General features: G+C 60.5%; 12 protein-coding genes. 6 read left to right on the forward strand and 6 right to left on the reverse strand.

The genetic code is table 11. From position 1 onward, the window contains the following. Window positions 1-18 precede the first annotated feature (18 nt). The 4 genes from gatA to gatB are packed head-to-tail and all read left to right on the forward strand — an operon-like array spanning window position 19 to window position 5146. Window positions 19-1524, forward strand: coding sequence for an Asp-tRNA(Asn)/Glu-tRNA(Gln) amidotransferase subunit GatA (gatA, locus tag ABL914_RS03745; protein ID WP_391561818.1), 1506 nt, complete (start codon window positions 19-21; stop codon window positions 1522-1524). Beyond that, complete coding sequence (locus ABL914_RS03750; RefSeq protein WP_391561819.1) at window positions 1515-2495, forward strand: acyltransferase family protein; 981 nt, start codon at window positions 1515-1517, stop codon at window positions 2493-2495. The genes gatA and ABL914_RS03750 overlap by 10 nt, the downstream gene beginning before the upstream one ends. After that, entirely contained in the window at window positions 2492-3613 is a 1122-nt protein-coding gene (locus ABL914_RS03755; protein ID WP_391561820.1) for an acyltransferase family protein, read from the forward strand. Before ABL914_RS03750 ends, ABL914_RS03755 begins: the two co-directional genes overlap by 4 nt. A 42-nt stretch (window positions 3614-3655) precedes the next feature. Beyond that, window positions 3656-5146 carry an Asp-tRNA(Asn)/Glu-tRNA(Gln) amidotransferase subunit GatB gene (gatB, locus tag ABL914_RS03760; RefSeq protein WP_391561821.1) on the forward strand — a complete coding sequence of 497 codons (1491 nt, stop codon included), beginning with the start codon at window positions 3656-3658 and terminating at the stop codon, window positions 5144-5146. Here gatB and ABL914_RS03765 read toward each other — a convergent pair. From ABL914_RS03765 to ABL914_RS03780, 4 genes are all read right to left on the reverse strand, one after another. Beyond that, window positions 5143-5748, reverse strand: coding sequence for a hypothetical protein (locus tag ABL914_RS03765; RefSeq protein WP_391561822.1), 606 nt, complete (start codon window positions 5746-5748; stop codon window positions 5143-5145). The genes gatB and ABL914_RS03765 overlap by 4 nt on opposite strands. Further along, on the reverse strand, window positions 5745-6674 hold the full coding sequence (locus tag ABL914_RS03770) for a hypothetical protein (RefSeq protein WP_391561823.1): 930 nt from the start codon (window positions 6672-6674) through the stop codon (window positions 5745-5747). Before ABL914_RS03770 ends, ABL914_RS03765 begins: the two co-directional genes overlap by 4 nt. A 150-nt stretch (window positions 6675-6824) precedes the next feature. Next, on the reverse strand, window positions 6825-7124 hold the full coding sequence (locus ABL914_RS03775; protein WP_391561824.1) for a hypothetical protein: 300 nt from the start codon (window positions 7122-7124) through the stop codon (window positions 6825-6827). 79 nt (window positions 7125-7203) lie between these two features. After that, on the reverse strand, window positions 7204-9993 hold the full coding sequence (locus tag ABL914_RS03780) for a M16 family metallopeptidase (protein WP_391561825.1): 2790 nt from the start codon (window positions 9991-9993) through the stop codon (window positions 7204-7206). Window positions 9994-10259: 266 nt separating this feature from the next. Between ABL914_RS03780 and ABL914_RS03785 the strand changes: the two genes are divergently transcribed. Further along, a complete protein-coding gene (locus tag ABL914_RS03785) occupies window positions 10260-10793 on the forward strand; it encodes a CHRD domain-containing protein (protein WP_391561826.1) in 534 nt (177 codons plus the stop codon). 278 nt (window positions 10794-11071) lie between these two features. Continuing rightward, the gene (gene clpB, locus ABL914_RS03790; protein ID WP_391561827.1) at window positions 11072-13651 is read left to right on the forward strand and encodes an ATP-dependent chaperone ClpB; all 2580 of its coding nucleotides are present in this window, start codon (window positions 11072-11074) and stop codon (window positions 13649-13651) included. Here the strand turns inward: clpB and ABL914_RS03795 are convergent. After that, window positions 13648-14289: a glutathione S-transferase family protein gene (locus ABL914_RS03795; protein WP_391561828.1), complete on the reverse strand. Its 642-nt coding sequence runs from the start codon at window positions 14287-14289 to the stop codon at window positions 13648-13650. The genes clpB and ABL914_RS03795 overlap by 4 nt on opposite strands. An 88-nt stretch (window positions 14290-14377) precedes the next feature. After that, window positions 14378-17425: a TonB-dependent receptor domain-containing protein gene (locus tag ABL914_RS03800; protein ID WP_391561829.1), complete on the reverse strand. Its 3048-nt coding sequence runs from the start codon at window positions 17423-17425 to the stop codon at window positions 14378-14380. Window positions 17426-17537: the final 112 nt, after the last annotated feature.

Below are 17537 nucleotides of genomic sequence, written 5' to 3' on the forward strand. Positions count from 1 at the left end.
AGCGGGAGGGGAGAAGTCATGACCGACCTTACCAACCTGGGCGTGGCCGCGATCCGCGATGGCGTGGTCAAAGGTGATTTCACAGCGGTGGAAGTGGCCGCGGCATTCAATGCCAATGTTGCCGCTGCATCCGCGCTTAACGCCTTTATCGTTGCCACGCCTGAACTGGCGATCGAAGCCGCCAAGGCAACCGACGCCAAGCGCGCGGGCGGCCAGCCGCTGGGCAAGATGGGCGGCGTGCCGATCGGCATGAAGGATCTGTTCGCCACCAAAGGCGTGCAAACCACTGCGGCCAGCCACATTCTGGAAGGGTTCGTGCCCGAATACGAATCGACCGTTTCGCAGAACCTGTGGGATGCCGGCGCGGGGATGCTGGGCAAGCTTAACCTCGATCAATTCGCGATGGGATCGTCGAACGAAACCTCATATTTCGGCAATGTGATCAGCCCGTGGCGGCGCAAGGATGGCGGCCCAGATCTTGACAGAAAGAATTGGGCGGCGCTGGCGCCGGGCGGAAGCTCGGGCGGCAGCAGCACGGCGGTTGCCGCGCGGCTTGCCCCGGCCGCAACCGGCACCGATACCGGCGGCTCGATCCGGCAGCCTGCGGCCTTCACCGGCATTTCGGGAATCAAGCCCACCTATGGCCGTTGCAGCCGCTGGGGGATTGTCGCCTTCGCCAGCAGCCTCGATCAGGCCGGGCCGATGGCGCGCGATGTGCGCGATTGCGCGATCATGCTTGAAGCGATGGCAGGCTTCGATCCCAAGGATGCGACCAGCCTTGATCTGCCGGTCCCCGATTGGGAAGCCGCACTTTCGGGTGACCTGACCGGCAAAAAGGTTGGCGTTCCGGCCGAATATCGGATGGACGGAATGGACGCCGATGTGGCGGCCAGCTGGGAACAGGGTATCGCCTGGCTGAAGGACGCCGGGGCTGAGATCGTTGAGATCAGCCTGCCGCACACCAAGTATGCGCTGCCAGCTTACTACATCATCGCGCCGGCCGAAGCCTCCAGCAACCTCGCCCGGTATGATGGGGTGCGTTATGGCCTGCGCGATTTGCCCGATGGGGCCGGATTGCAGGATATGTACGCCGCCACCCGCGCCGCCGGGTTCGGGGCAGAAGTCAAACGCCGGATCATGATCGGCACCTATGTGCTCAGCGCGGGCTTCTATGATGCCTATTACACCCAGGCCCAAAAGGTCCGCACGCTGATCGCGCAGGATTTCAGGAACGCCTTCACCCGCTGCGATGTGATCCTTGCCCCAACCGCGCCGACCGCCGCCTTTGGCCTTGGCGAAAAGAGCGAGGATCCGCTGGCGATGTATCTGAATGATGTGTTTGCGGTGCCCGCCTCGCTGGCCGGCCTTCCGGCTATGTCAGTCCCGGCCGGGCTAAACCGCGAAGGCTTGCCGCTGGGCCTGCAGATCATCGGGCGGGCGTTTGACGAACAAGGCGTGCTCAATGCCGGGCTGGCGATAGAACAGCGCGCCGGGTTCAGTGCCAAGCCTGAGCGGTGGTGGTAGTACCGGCTGCGACGGTTCCGGCTGTGCAGCCGGGCTCGCAGCATTTCCGGGATCTTGATGGCCTGCGCGGCGTGCTGGCGCTGTCGGTGGTGCTGCTGCATTTCGGATTCAACAGCTTTGCCGCGCGCACGCTCGGCTGGCCAGGCTTCCGCTTTGAACTGGCGGTTGACGTGTTCTTCCTGCTGAGCGGCTATGTGCTGACCTATGCGGTGCGCGGCGGGGTCAGCAAGGCTGACTTCGCGATCAAGCGGTTCATCCGGCTCGCCCCGGTGTTCTATGTCACCACCGCGCTGACGCTGCTTTCGGTGCCTGATGGCTGGCACCCGGCGGAACTGGCCATGGCCATGCCGATGACCGGCAACGATCCGGTCAATTCCCCGGCCTGGAGCGTGTGTTGGGAAATCTATCTGCCGGTGCTGGCGGTGCTGGTGCCGGTGAGGGTGCCTGACCGGATGGTGCGGCCCTTGCTGGTGATCGCGCTGCTGGCACTGGGCATCGCCGATACCGGAGTGGCGGAGGGTGAGCGTTTGTATCTGCTGCGTGCGGCCTGCGGGCTCGCCGCCGGGCATCTGCTTTATCGCGCCAATCTCAGCCTGACCTGGCCGTTGGTTCCGCTGTTTGCTGCGCTGGGCCTGATCATGGCGCTGGCAATGCAGATCCCGGCAAGCGCGATTGCGCTGCCCTTTGTGGCAAGTCTCTGCATCCTGGCCGGGCGCAATGGCGGCACACTGTTTGCCGCTCCTCCGTTCCAGCTGCTGGGTCATCTGTCCTACACGCTCTATCTCGCGCACATTCCGGTCTTGCGGGCGATGCAGCACTGGCTGAGGCAGGGCGTGATCGATGGCAATCCGCTGGCCAAGGTGGCGGGGCTGGGCATGGCCTTTGTGCTGGCCGGGCTGCTTACCATGCTGATTGAACGTCCGGCAATGCGTTGGGGGCAGCGCTGGCTGCGTGGCCGGGGTCGGGGATGACGGCGATCCAGCCCGCCAACCGCTTCACCGCGCTCGATTCGCTGCGCGGGATTGCGGCGTTGGGGGTGGCGGTCCATCATATCCAGGCCACCAGCGGCCCGGCCAGCTGGGCACTGTTCGTCAATGGCGGATCGTTCGTCGATTTTTTCTTCGTGCTATCGGGCTTCGTGATCACCGGGGTCTATGGTGAGCGGCTGGCCGAAGGTTTTTCGCTGCTGAAATACGCCGTGCTGCGGCTGGGGCGGGTTTGGCCGCTGCATCTTTTCATGGTTTTTGCCGGGCTGAGCCTGGAATTGCTTTCGCTGGTGGTGGGCAGCCATGGGCTGTCTGCCAGCGCGCCGTTCAGCGGGCTGCACGATCCGCTCCACTTCATTACCGCGCTGTTCCTGATCGATGGCTGGATCCCCAATTGGACCAATTACTACAGCCGCGCCAGCTGGACTATTTCGGTTGAGATCCTGCTCTATGCACTGGCCGCGCTGGCGCTGCGCTATCGCCGCGTGGGGCCCGCGCTGTTTGGTGTGCTGGCGCTGCTGGGGCTGTTTGCGATGCTGCAAGGCTGGCAGGCGCCGCTGGCAAGCTATGCGATCCAGCGCGGGTTGACCGGTTTTGCGCTGGGTATGGCCTGTTGGTACGCGCATTTGCGCCTGGGCCAGGCCAGGCTGGCGCAGCCAGGCTTGCTTGAAGGCGCTGCGCTGGGCTGCCTGTTTGTGGCAATCGCCTATCCGCCGCAATTCCCAACCCTGGCGGTGATTGTACCATCGGCGCTGGTGGTGCTGGTTTTCGCGCGTCAGCAAGGTGCGATCAGCCGTGTGCTGTGCACCGGGCCCTGGGTCTGGCTGGGGCAAGTGTCCTATGCGCTCTACATGGTCCACGCGATGGTCAAGGGCCGGGCGATTGATGCGCTGGTGCTGCTAAGCCGCTACAGCGGTATGCCGATGGCCGATTGGTCGTGGGATGATATGGTCCCGGTAAAGCGCATCATCCTGGCGCCTTTGCCATCAACCTTGGTGCAGCTGGGGATAGTCGCCGCAATGCTGCTGGCGGCGCATCTGGCGCATGTCTGGATCGAAGAACCGGCCCGGCAATGGTCGCGGCGTTATGCCGCGCGTTTCTAACCCCTTTTCTTGTGCGGCATTCAGCCCTATCGGCAGGAGCATATGAGCAATTATCGTATCCAGGGCACTACCGGTGAATGGGAGGTCGTTATCGGCCTTGAAGTTCATGCGCAGGTTTCCAGCCAGTCCAAACTTTTCTCAGGCGCCGCCACCGCATTCGGGGCAGAGCCGAACACGCAGGTCAGCCTGGTCGATGCCGCGATGCCCGGCATGCTGCCGGTGCCCAATCGCGAATGCATCCGTCAGGCGGTGCGCACGGGCATGGCGCTGAATGCCAAGATCAATCCGTGGTCGCGGTTTGATCGGAAGAACTACTTCTACGCCGATCTGCCGCAGGGCTATCAGATCAGCCAGCTCTATCACCCGATCGTGGGCGAGGGTGAGCTTGAGGTGGTGCTGGACGAGAAGGACCCCGAGGGCTCGACCAAGATCATCGGGATTGAGCGGATCCACGTTGAGCAGGACGCCGGCAAGCTGATGCACGATCAGCACCCGACGATGTCCTATGTCGATCTTAACCGATCGGGCGTGGCCTTGATGGAAATTGTCAGCCGCCCCGATATGCGCTCGCCACAAGAGGCTGGGGCTTATGTCGCCAAGCTGCGCCAGATTCTGCGCTATGTTGGCAGTTGCGATGGCAACATGGATCAGGGCTCAATGCGAGCCGATGTCAACGTATCGGTGCGCAAACCGGGCGATGTGTTTGGCACCCGCACCGAAACCAAGAACGTCAATTCGGTCCGGTTCGTGATGGCGGTGGTTGAATCAGAAGCACGCCGCCAGGTCGATCTGATCGAGGATGGCGGCACCGTGGTGCAGGAAACCCGGCTCTACGATCCTGATCGCAATGAAACGCGCAGCATGCGCAGCAAGGAAGATGCGCACGATTACCGCTACTTCCCCGATCCCGATCTGCTGCCGCTGGAACTGGACCAGGCGTTTCTGGACGAGTGCCAGGCCAGCTTGCCCGAACTGCCCGATGCCAAACGCCACCGCTATGAAGGCGCGATGGGGCTCACGCCCTATAATGCTGCGGTGCTGACTGCGGATGTCGAAGTATCGCGCCAGTTTGAGGCGCTGCTGACTTCTGCGGCCCAGGGCGCGGGCAAGGGCGAAGCCGATATGGCCAAGCGCGTCGCCAACTGGCTCTTGTCAGAACGCCCCGGCATTCTGAACGCCCATTCGTTGTCTGCCGATCACCCCAGGAACACGCTGGAAGCCAACACCGCGATCGTGGTGGCAACTGACAGCGGGCAGATCTCTGGCAGCAAGGCCAAGGAATTGTTCGAAGCCTACTTGATCGGCGATACCGATCTGGCCGCAGAGATCGAAGCCAACAAACAGACCAGCGATACCGGCGCAATCGAAGCCGCCGTCGATGCCATCCTCGCCGCCAATGCTGACAAGGTTGCCGAATACAAAGGCGGCAAGGAAAACCTGTTCGGTTTCTTCGTGGGGCAAACGATGAAGGCCATGCAAGGCAAGGGCAATCCGGGGCTGGTTAATGCGGTGCTGAAGCAAAGATTGGATTAGACCCGTCGGGCCAATTTCCCCGCGCACCGCCCTTTTAGATGCAGCGCCATTGAATCGAGCGCTTGCGTTAGCGCAGAATCCAATGCGCTGTTTGCTTGACCGGCACCCAGTTTTAGAATGGTGCTGGCCCGGTCCTTGCCGGTGAATTGCACTTGCGAAACCGTGCCATCAGCCTTCGGTTCAACCACGCGGAACAAGACACTCGACACGACAGCGTCATAGTTGTCCATCAACCAAGCTTTGTCGAAATGGATTCTGATGCTGACTAAGGGAGTGGATGTCGCGATTTCATCCGGGAACACCACATCGATGCCTCGCGATTCCAGCGATGCAATCATTCCTCGTAGCCAAGCGGTTCGATCCTTAGGAGCCTTTATAGCTTTGTCGAAGATGATCCCAATAGTATCCGGATCGAGCCGCGTATCGGTCACCTCAAGGATCTGCACGACGCACACACTCTGGAGCGGACTGGCCGGCGAGGTTTGCGCTTCGGCAAAGGTAGATGTGCTGGCGCTGCTATTTACGGTAATCGGTGCCGGGGCGTAAGCACACCCCGACGCAACCAACCCCAAGCCCGCCGCAGCGCTTCGCGCTAGTTTCATTTCAACGATTCAACCAAGACGAACTGCTTCGCCCAGAACAGATAGCCGTTTCCATAGTCTGAAACCAACCGTCCAGACAGATTGAGATAGCTCCGCTTGGGGTTCTTCTTGTCGTTGAAGCCTTTGATATCCGCATCGGTAAGCGCCATAGTGCGCGGCAGCAATTCACCGGCTCGGCCAAATGCTTGTGTGAGCGCTCGGCGCACAAGCTCACCATTGTTTGCCGCCCAAGCCGCCGCATTCAATTCCTTCTTCTTGGGATCGGACTTGGGCAGCGTCACTATTGCAATCATGTTTTGGGCATAGGCCAGGTTCTTGGGCTTAATGCGATCTTCGGGCTTGAATTTGGTCCCCGGCTTGGCCGAAGGGTTGGCGCGATTGGCAATCTGTATGCTGACACCGACCCGAACGCTGTCAAAATTTGGCGACATGTCATAGGTGTATTCAACAAACACCACTTGATCTGTCTGCGCCGCATCAAGGATGGCAACTTTCCCAGATGGCGAACTGTCTCGTCCAAAAGATGATTGAGTGCCGGACAACCAAAGAACTTTGCTGAGGCTACCTTCGGCAGTGCTCTTAGCCAAAACATCAGTGTCAAATCCGACCAAACTTTCGCGAATTGGTGAGATCAATGCTTCGGCCTTCTTCGATCGAGAAGAATTCTGCGAGGCTTGAATAACTCCGCCAACCAAACCGCCGAGCAGACCGCCGAATACCGCGAATCCGAGCCCTAGATTGGAGTCGTTGATGTTTGCCTTAATTTCATTCTGCGCAACCAGAATTTGCACGGTTCGGCTTTGTTGTCCGTTCATTAGGCTTGTTGAGATCGTCTTCGGTGGGCCGCCAGCAATAGCCGGAGCTGCTACAGTGTTTGATGCGATCATCGCAAAAGCTACAAGCACAGATACAAATTTACGACTCATATTTATTCCCGCGTCGTTGTTTGGAAAGCATTGCAACTTCTATCTAAAGTGAAAGTGATGGCAAGTGTAAAATCCATCAGATTTTCATTGAGAAAAAGGGCGCCGGGATTGCTCCCGGCGCCCTTCGTGCAATTCAACGCTCGCGCAGGCTTAGGCCTTGCGGGTTCCGCTGATCGGGAACGTGCCGAATGCGCCAGCCTTGACACCGCCGGTCAGGGTATCGCCATCGATGGTGGCTTCGCCTTCCAGCTTCATCGGCATCGGCACCGTCATGTTCATCGACCAGGTGATCGTGTTGCCATCAACCTTGCCGTTTTCCATTTCAAGCGAGCCTTGCGCCCCGGCGTTGGTGCCGGTGAAGCTATCGCCATCAACGGTGATGGTCATATCGCTCTTCTGATCGCCCATCGGGGTCTTGGTCACGCATTCATAAGTGCCGGACAGGGACATCTTGCATTCTCCTCAGCTTACAGTGGGGTAAGTAACGCCCTAACTTGCGCCTTGCGGGCGCTGAGTCAACCGGCCAAAATTACGATGTCGGCGCAATTTCAATTCGCAGGCCAAGCTTTCTAAGCTGCGGCTCCACCAGTTTGCGATCGCCCACCACCACGAAAATCAGTCCCTGGGGTTGCAGGAACTGCCCGGCGTAGCTGTTGATTGCAGCAGCATCGATAGCCCGGTAGCGTCCGGGCAAGGTTGCCTGATAATCATCGGCCCGGCCCAGCAGCGCGTTCGAAAGGATCGCGCCCAGCACCTGAAAATTGGTTTCATATTCATTGGGCAGCCCGCGGATGTTGCCATCGGTTACCCGCATCAGCTCTACCGGTTCAACCCCGCGCGCAGAAGGGAAAGCCTGCATCTGGGCGCGGATCAGCGCGATCGAATCGCCGGTCCGGTCGCTTTGCACCGGCGCAGTCACGGTCAGGCTGCGGGCGCCCAGCGGGCTGCGGATCCTGCTGCGGACGCCGTAAGACCAGCCCTTGTCCTCACGCAGATCAAGATTGAGCCGGCTAAGGAAGCCATTGCCCAGTACTTCGTTGGCCAGATCCAGCGCTTCAAGGCCCTGGGTGCGGCCAGTAATCGGCAAGACTTTGCCGGCCACGATCACCGATTGGGGCGAACCGGGGCGATCGATCAGCACGATCCGTTCATCCGCCAGCGGTGCAGGATCGCTGATCGGTTTGACCGGACGGGCGCTGGCCGGCGGTGTCCAGCCGCCAAACGCGACCTCAAGCATCGGCTTCAGCTGTTCCATGCTGACATCGCCAACCACGGTTACCGTCATGGCATCGGGGCGCAGCCATTTGGTGTGGGCGGCGCGCATCTGATCGGCCCCCAGCGCGATAACGGCGGCCTTGTTGCCCAGTCCGTCGCCTGGCTGGCCATAGGGATGACCGGCCCCGAACAGCAGCGGCGCGATGGTTCGTGCGGCCAGCCCGCTGGGGCTGCTTGATGCCTGGTCGATATCGGCCAGCCGCTGATCGCGGGCCCGCGCCACATCATCGCTGCGGAAGGCCGGATGGCGCACCATTTCGGCCATCAGCCCCAGCGATGGTGCCAGATTTGGGGTTAGCGAAAACAGCGTCACCGATGATGTATCCAGCCCGGCCCCGGCCGATATACTGGCGCCAAGCCGTTCCTGCGCTTCGGCGATCTGGGTTGCGTCCATGCTTTGGGTGCCTTCATCAAGCAGATCAAGCATCAGCGATTGGGTGCCCGGTGCGTCCTGTGCATCGGCAGCAACCCCGGCATCAAAACTTAGCGTAACAACCGCGCTGGGAACCGCCCGGCGGCGCGCCAACACCACCGGAATTCCATTGGAAAGCGTGGTTCGCTCAATCGCCGGGAAGGTCAGATCAGAAACCGGATCAACCGCCGGCATAGCGCGGCCGGGCCCGGCTATCAGCTTTGGCGCGGGGTGTTTGGGATCGGGCGCCGGCGCGGGCGAACTTCCCTCGTCGCCCCAGCCGCCCATCGCTTCGCCGCGCTCGGTGCGTTTGCCCGGAACCACTGTAAGGGCAAAGACCGGGCGGGTGATCCAGCGTTGCAAGGCGGCGTGAACCGCCTGCGGGGTCAGGGCCGCGATCGCCTGAAGATCGCTGCTGTATTGCGCCGGATTGCCCGAATAGAGCAGTCCTTCGGCCAATGTTGCGCCCTTGCCGGAAAAGCCGCCAACTTGCTCAAGGGCGGCGATCTGGCTGGAAACTGCACTGGTTGCGGCGCGCTGCAGTTCATCGGCATTGGGGCCTTCGCTGGTCAGCCGGGCGATCTCTGCATCCAGCGCCGTTTCGGCTTCGGCCTGGCTGACGCCGTCCTTCACATCCATTTCAACCTGAATAACGCTGACCTGTTCGAACTGCTGGACAGAGGCCGAAACCCGCGTTGCCAGCTGTTTGCCGCGGACCAGCGCATTGTCCAGCCGCGAGCTGGCAAGGCCGCCAAGCACGTCCATTCCCATCGCCAGCGCCGCCGCATCGGGGTGGTTCAACCCCGGTCCCGACCATGCGCGGTAAAGCTTCACTTGCGGCACCTGATCGGCCATCGTCCGCCGGACCGGGGCCGCCAGTGTGACCGGCCCGGCCGCTACCTTGCGCACTTCGGGGCCGCGCGCGATGGCACCAAACCAGCGTTCCACCTTGGGCCGGGCGGTGGCGGCATCAATATCGCCCGAAAGCACCAGCACCACATTGTTGGGCCCATAGTTATCCGTAAACCACTGGCGCACATTGGCCAGGGTGGCGGCATCCAGATCGGCCATCGAGCCGATGGTAGAATGGCGATAGGGGTGGCCAACCGGAAACAGACCTTCGGTGATGGTGTAATCGGCCAAACCATAGGGTTCGTTATCGCCCTGGCGCTTTTCATTCTGGACAACGCTGCGCTGTTTATCGAGCTTGTCCTGGGTGACTGCGCCCAGCAGATGCCCCATCCGGTCGCTTTCCATCATCAGCGCAAGATCAAGCGCGCCGGTTGGCACGGTTTCGACGTAATTGGTGCGATCAAACCAGGTTGATCCGTTGGTTGATGTGGATCCGGCCCCTTCCAACGGAATATCGAAATTGGGCACATTTTCGCTGCCGCCGAACATCAGGTGTTCAAACAGATGGGCAAATCCGGTCCGGCCCTTGGGCTCGCTCTTCGATCCGATCCGGTAATAGATCGTCACCCCCACAATCGGGCTTTTCCGATCGGTGTGGACGATCGTGGTCAGCCCGTTGGGCAAGGTGAACTGTTCAAACGGGATATCAACCGCCCCAACCAGATCGGCCAGCGGCGCGGGTTTGGCCACTGGGCCTTGCGCAGCAACTGGCACCGCCATTGGCGCAGCGCTGGGCGCCGAAGATGCGGCGGTGCAAGCATTCAGGGCAAGCACAAGAAGCGAGGCAGGCAGCAAACGGCGCATGGAATTGGTTCCCGAATTGGCAGGTCTTACAGTGCCCCAGCTTAACCGCCCGGCGGTAAAGCGATAGCCCCCGGATCGACGAACAGCATAAGCAGGGGCATAAAGAGTGTGCCAAGTTATCGATGAACGCCATGGCGTTGTTGTTCGTTGCTGATAAGTTAGCAACCATTGGGGAGATCGATATGATTGCAATCCGCTGGCTTACCACTGCCATCGCAACCCTGTTGCTGGCAGGCACAGCACAATCCACAGCGGCACCAGGGGAAACGGTTGCCCGATTTGAAGCCGAGCTTTCGGGGAACGCCTTTCCCGATATAACCGGTTCCCTCGCGACCGGACATGCTGTGCTGATCCTGCATCCCGACCGGCAGACCGTGGACATTGATCTTGATGTCACGGGATTGAACAGCGATGCCTTGTGGGACCGGCTGGTTGCGGCTCCGGTCGGGCCGACACACATCCATCTTTATTCGCCCGATGGCGATGCTGTGCTGATCATGGCATTCCCGTTTGGCGAGGCCTACAGCAACACCGCGCGCGGGCTGCGTTTGCGCGCAAAAGACATCGGCTATGCCGACAATGCTGCCCTTGTGAATTCAGCCCGCAGTTTTGCCGATTTCACCTCAGCCCTGAGATCGGGCAACGCCTATTTCAACATCCATACCGACATGTTCAACGATGGCGAGATTGCCGGCAAGTTCGTTGAAAAGAAATGATTTCAGCAAAGGACTGCGCAGATAAGAGCCGGATTGCAGGGAAATGTCCGACCCCTGCCTAGTTGGAAATCAAACTGTGGCTCTTGGCACCAGGCACGGTGCCATCGCGGCCCAGCAAGACCCAGCATCGTCCGGCCCATGCGAAAGCCCCATTCGCGCTTGATCAATCGCTGTCGCGGATAGGCTGTATCAGTTTGCCGGAATGAAATTTGCCTAGCACCCCTTGTGTGGCCGAAGCGCAACACTACCTTGAGGTGTAACAGAAGGCTGATACACCCATGAACCTCGAAAAATTCACGGATCGCGCCAAGGGATTTCTGCAATCGGCACAGACCGTTGCCGTGCGGATGAGCCATCAGCGGATCACCCCCGAACATATCCTGAAAGCGCTGCTGGAAGATAACGAGGGCATGGCCGCCGGGCTGATCCAGCGCGCGGGTGGCAATGTCCGGACCGCGCAGGACAAGGTTGACGAGGCACTGGCCAAGATTCCGGCCGTATCGGGCAGCGGCGCGCAGGCTGCGCCGGGGCTGGAAAATGATGCGGTCCGGGTGCTTGATCAGGCTGAGCAACTCTCTGCCAAGGCCGGCGATAGCTATGTTTCGGTGCAGCGCATGCTTCAGGCGCTGGCGATGGTTGCAACCAATCCGGCGGGGCAAGCGCTTAAGGCGGCCGGGGTTGATGTGAAGGCGCTGGAAAGTGCGATCCAGGAATTGACCGGTGGACGCACAGCAGACAACGCCAGTGCTGAAAATGCCTATGAAGCGATGAAGAAATACGCCCGCGATCTGACCCAGGCGGCGCGCGATGGCAAGCTGGATCCGGTGATCGGGCGCGATGAGGAAATTCGCCGGACCGTGCAGATCCTGGCGCGGCGAACCAAGAACAACCCGGCCTTGATCGGTGAACCCGGCGTGGGCAAAACTGCGATTGCCGAAGGCCTGGCGCTGCGGATTGCCAATGGCGATGTGCCCGACAGCCTCAAGGGTCGCCGCCTGATGAGCCTTGATATGGGCAGCCTGATTGCGGGTGCGAAGTATCGCGGAGAGTTTGAGGAGCGGCTGAAGGCCGTGCTTGACGAGGTGAAAGGCGCTGAGGGCGAAATCATCCTGTTTATCGATGAAATGCACACCCTGATCGGGGCCGGCAAGGGTGAGGGGGCGATGGATGCCTCCAATTTGCTGAAGCCGGCGCTGGCCCGCGGCGAACTGCACTGCATCGGCGCAACCACGCTGGATGAATACCAGAAGCACGTTGAAAAGGACCCGGCATTGCAGCGGCGGTTCCAGCCGGTGTTCGTGGGCGAGCCCACGGTTGAAGATACGATCAGCATTCTGCGCGGGCTGAAGGATCGCTATGAACTGCACCACGGGGTGCGGATCACCGATAGCGCGATTGTTGCGGCCGCGACGCTTTCCAACCGCTATATTTCTGATCGGTTCCTGCCCGACAAGGCGATCGACCTGATGGACGAAGCGGCCAGCCGGATCCGGATGGAGGTGGAAAGCAAGCCCGAAGAGATCGAAGTGCTCGACCGGCGGATCATCCAGCTCAAGATCGAGGAAATGGCCCTGGCCAAAGAGACCGATCAGGCCAGCAAGGACCGGCTTGAGGTGCTGCGGGAGGAACTGGCCGGGCTTGAGGAGCAGAGCGCCGCGCTGACGGTGCGCTGGCAGGGCGAGCGCGACAAGATCGCGGCCGAGGGCAAGATCAAGGAAGCGCTTGATGCGGTTCGGATCGAACTGGAACAGGCCCAGCGGGCTGGCGATCTGGCCAAGGCCGGAGAGCTTTCCTATGGCACGATACCCGCGCTTGAAAAGCAGCTGGCCGAAGCACAGGGTGTTTCCGAAAACGCGCTGCTGCGTGAAGAAGTGACCGCAGAAGACATCGCCTCGGTCGTATCGAAGTGGACCGGGGTGCCGGTTGACAAAATGATGGAGGGCGAGCGCGAAAAGCTGCTCAAGATGGAGCAGGTGATCGGCGGCCGGGTGATCGGCCAACACGATGCGGTGGTGGCCGTATCCAAGGCGGTCCGCCGGGCCCGGGCCGGTTTGCAGGATCCCAATCGGCCGCTGGGCAGCTTCCTGTTTTTGGGGCCGACCGGGGTTGGCAAGACCGAGCTTACCAAGGCGCTGGCCGCCTTCCTGTTTGACGATGACGCCGCGATGGTCCGGATCGACATGAGCGAATTCATGGAAAAGCATTCGGTCAGCCGGCTGATCGGCGCACCTCCGGGCTACGTCGGATATGACGAAGGCGGAGTGCTGACCGAGGCTGTGCGGCGCCGGCCCTATCAGGTGGTCTTGTTTGACGAGGTTGAAAAAGCCCACCCCGATGTGTTCAACGTGCTGCTGCAAGTGCTGGACGATGGCCGCCTGACCGATGGGCAGGGCCGGCAGGTTGATTTCACCAATACGCTGATCATCCTGACCAGCAATCTGGGCAGCCAGTATCTGGCCAATCTGGAAGAAGGGCAGGATGTTGAGAGCGCCGAGCCCCAAGTGATGGAGATCGTGCGCGGGCATTTCCGCCCGGAATTCCTGAACCGGCTGGATGAGATCATCCTGTTCCACCGGCTGGGTGAGGAACACATGGCCCCGATTGTCGAGATTCAGGTTGGCCGGGTGGCGGGCTTGCTGAAAGACCGCAAGATTGTTCTCGATCTAAGCGACGCGGCCAAGCGCTGGCTGGGCCGGGTTGGCTATGATCCGGTCTATGGTGCCCGCCCACTGAAGCGCGCGGTGCAGCGCCACTTGCAGGATCCGCTGGCCGAAAAGCTGCTGGCCGGGGAAGTGCCCGATGGCAGCACAGTGAAGATTGACGAAGGCGACGGCGCGCTGGTGATCAAGGTGATTTAGCGCGGCGGGATGAAGGACTGGCTGACCGCTTTGAACGCTGGCAGGGCTTCTGCTGCGCCGCAGTGTGCCGCCAGCGCGGGATAGTCGGTCAGGCTAACCAGCTTGGGATAGGCTTCGGACAGGAAGCGTCCGACGCAGGCAACCGCAATATCGTCGTGTCCGGGGCTGCTGCCATGCCACCACGGCCCTTGGCGCGCGGCACATTCCTGCTCCAGCGCAGCCAGGCCGGCCAGGATCTGGCCCTCGCTGCGTTCGACGAATATTGGATCGAGCCTGGGCGCAAACAGCCTGGCGTAGAAAAAGCTGACTGCCTTATCGGCCGTGCCGCAAGCTAGCGCGATCCGGCGCAGCGCGATCCGGCGCAGCGCGGCACGGCGCAGCGGCCCGGATGCGGCGATCAGGGCGCCGTCCCCTTCATGGGTCTGGTCGAGGTGATCGAGGATGGCCGCGCTATCGATCAGCGCCTCACCAGTTTCCAGAACCAGCGCGGGCACGCGGCGCAGCGGATTGTGCTGCGCGAACTTCTCCCACTCACCAAAACTGGAATAGGGCATGTGATCAAACGCCGCCCCGTAAAGCTTCAGGGCGATCCCGACCCGGCGAACGAAGGGGCTGTCAAATTGGCCGATCAGTTTCATCGGGCGCGTTATGCCATGCCTTGATCCCATAAGGAAAGGGCGGCGTGGTTTCCCGCGCCGCCCTTCCAAAAATTGCCAGGTGAGAGCCTTAGAAGACTTTCGCCGTGAAGTTGACGAACAAGGTCCGGCCAACGAAGTCATAGCCGCTGTATTGTGGGCTGTTGCCCAGGCGGTTGAGGACGAAAGCGGAAATCTGAGGCGGTTCCTGGTCGAGCAGGTTCTTCACACCAGCCGTCAGGCGGAAGTCGCCAACCTTGACCGACAGCGAGACGTTGTGCGTGAAGTAGTCCGGGGTATCGAACAGATAGATGCTGGTGGCCGGGTCCAGACCAAGCGCCGCATTGCTATCCATTTTACCGACCCAGTTCAGGCCATAGTACATCCGCACCGCACCCTGTTCATAGCTGACGTCCATCGTACCAGTCCATTTCGGCTGGTAGATTTCACCATTATCGTCATCAAGCGGGTCGGATGATGTGATGCGGCTGGATTGTTCCAGATAACGCGTCGCCCCGGCATTGATCCGGAACTGGCCGCTGCCAATCGGCATCGTGAAGCGCAGATTGAAATCCAGTCCGCGAACCTTGCTGTCCGAGATGTTGATAAAGCCGTTGACGACAGTCGGCCGATAGGGGTTGGCCGAGGTGCTGGCATCACGCGTGACGAACTGGCACAGTTCACCGCCATTGGTTCCTGAGCGGAAGCCCGGATCGTTATAGCACGACTGCAAGATATTGCTGCCGCCGAACAGGGCAACCCCGTTGTTCACTTCAATGTTGAAGTAATCAGCGGAGAATTCCAGCACACCCCGACCCGGAAGATTGGGTTGAATTACCGTGCCGATGGTCCAGTTCTTCGATGTTTCAGCTGCCAGGCCCGTCTGCGATCCGCCGGTGGTGAGAACCCGAACGGACTGAGAAAGCGGATCACCGACACCGCCGAGCGCAAAGTTAATGGGAACACCATCAGCAAGGCAGTTGATATAGAGTGTCGAAGTTGGTGAGCCGTTGCCATATTGGTAGCAAGGGTCAGTTGTGCTGGACAGGAAGCCCGCGGTTGGCGACCTGAACTGTTCTGACAGACCAGGCGCGCGGAACGAGGTGCCATAGGTGCCCCGGAATGCAAGTGCCTTGAACGGGGAATACACGCCGCCAAACTTATAGGTCCAGCCGCTGCCATAGCTAGCATAGTCGGTGTAACGGGTTGATCCGTTAACGGTCAGCTCACGAACGAAAGGCACATCGCGCAGCAGCGGCAGTTCCAATTCGCCGAAGAATTCGGTTACAGAATCCTTGCCCTGCGTGATGCCAGAAGTTGAGTAGTTGTAGAGCTGGCCAGTCTGCTGTTCGATCGGGGGCTGATCGTCGATCCGTTGGCGGCGATGTTCGGCACCCAACGCAACACCAATCTTGCCGCCTTGAAGCTCGAACAGGCTGCCCGCGAACTGGGCCGAGAAAGTGGTCTCGAAGAACTTCGTCCGCCCTTGAACCGGTGCCGCAATAAAGTCGAGATAAGCCTGCGGGATATCGCCGTTGACAACAGCCCCGGTCAGCAGCGGTGCCGCGACGCATCCGTTCGAAGTATCGACGCAAACATAGTTTCCGCCGCTCAGGATAACGTTCTGGCTCTGCCGCAGGCGGCTGGTGATCGGCTGCTGCAGTTCGTATTCGCCGTAGTTGTAGGAATGGCCTGCGTAGAAGTCATAGGTCCAATCGCTGAAGGGAAGCGAGCCACGCAGACCGCCGCCGAAGCGCGTGTATTCAACCCGCTGGCTGCTGGTGTAGTTGCGGCTTGAGAAAAGGCGCACACCCACATTGCCGATCAACTGATCATTCGGGCCAATGTTTGAAAATTGCAGTTCCACGGGGATCAGCGGGCTACCCTGAGCATAATCGATGATCGCCTGGAAGAACTGGCGCTGCGATGAGTTGCGCCGCGTGAACAGCGCATCTGCATAGAGTTCCGCACCGCCCAGCATGTTGAGGTCATAGGACCCCTGCAGGTAGGCGTTGTAGTTGGTTGTCGGAGAAATCAGCGACCGATCAAAAAACTTGCCGTTGACGGTGTCGCGGTTGCCAAGTGCATTGCTGCCACCGCCGTTGACGCCTTCCCAGCCCGGAACGGACCCGCCAGCGGCAGGATTGTAGCGAAAGCGGTTGAAGGTCCCGATTGCAGCGTTACCCGGGCCGCCGGCTGCACCAGCGCGCGGGCTGGTGCCAATTGTGTTCACGGTCACGCCGCTCACCCCGGTCGGGCCGGTGGGATAGCACTTCGATTTGCCGGTCCTCGGATCGTTGAAATCACCCGATCCGAAAGGCGAATCAGGGTTCGCGCGGGTGTAAAGCGTTTGGCAGGCGAGGTAGTCATGCGCGCGGAACGACAGGTTCGCGCGGTCATAGATTTCCAGCGAGCCCGAGATGTTCAGGCGATCGGTGTTGAACCCGCCAATAATGGCCAAGCGCCGGGTGGTGCCTTCGCCCACGGTTGGGATCGAAACGCCGCCATCGAACATCAGGCCCGAGAACTTGCGGTCAGTAACGACGTTAACCACGCCGGCAATTGCATCAGAGCCATAGATCGATGAAGCGCCATCCCGCAGGATTTCGATCCGGTCAACCATCGCATTGGGGAGCACGTTAAGGTCACCCGAGAGGACCGAGCCGCTTGTGCCCGACGGCGCCAGGCGGCGGCCATTGAGCAGGATCAGCGTACGGGCCGGCCCCAAGCTGCGGAGCGACAGGGTGTTTGCGCCTGCGCCGCCATCCGTCAGGAACCCGGCAAAGGTGCTGTCAATCTGGCGGGCACCTGCAGTAACGGCAGTGCCTTGGAGAACCTGACCCGACGAATCAAATCCGGCAACGGTAGTATCGTCGTGGGTCAAAACAGTGATCGGCGAGGCCGAGTTGAAAGTATCGCGCTTGATGCGTGAACCGGTAACCACAATGCTCGCGGGTTCTACCGGGTCGCACGATCCGTTGTTGTCAGCATCGACGCACTCTGCAGCAACCGAATCAGGCCCTGGGCCATCCTGAGCCTGGGCGGCGGTGGCGCCGGTGAAGCCGAGCAGTGCTACGGCAAAGGCCGCTCCGCGCAGGCAGGTGCTGCTCGAAAAGGCGGATTTACGCATATAATTCATATACTTGCCCCTTGGTCTTCATCCCCGACTATGCGGGAAATCAACAATTTAACAGTAAGGCCGACGCAACCCACGTGAGCCCTGCGGGCTCCGCAAAAGGGAACCAGACTCC

This window comes from Novosphingobium sp., from assembly GCF_040079535.1.
GTDB lineage: Bacteria > Pseudomonadota > Alphaproteobacteria > Sphingomonadales > Sphingomonadaceae > Novosphingobium.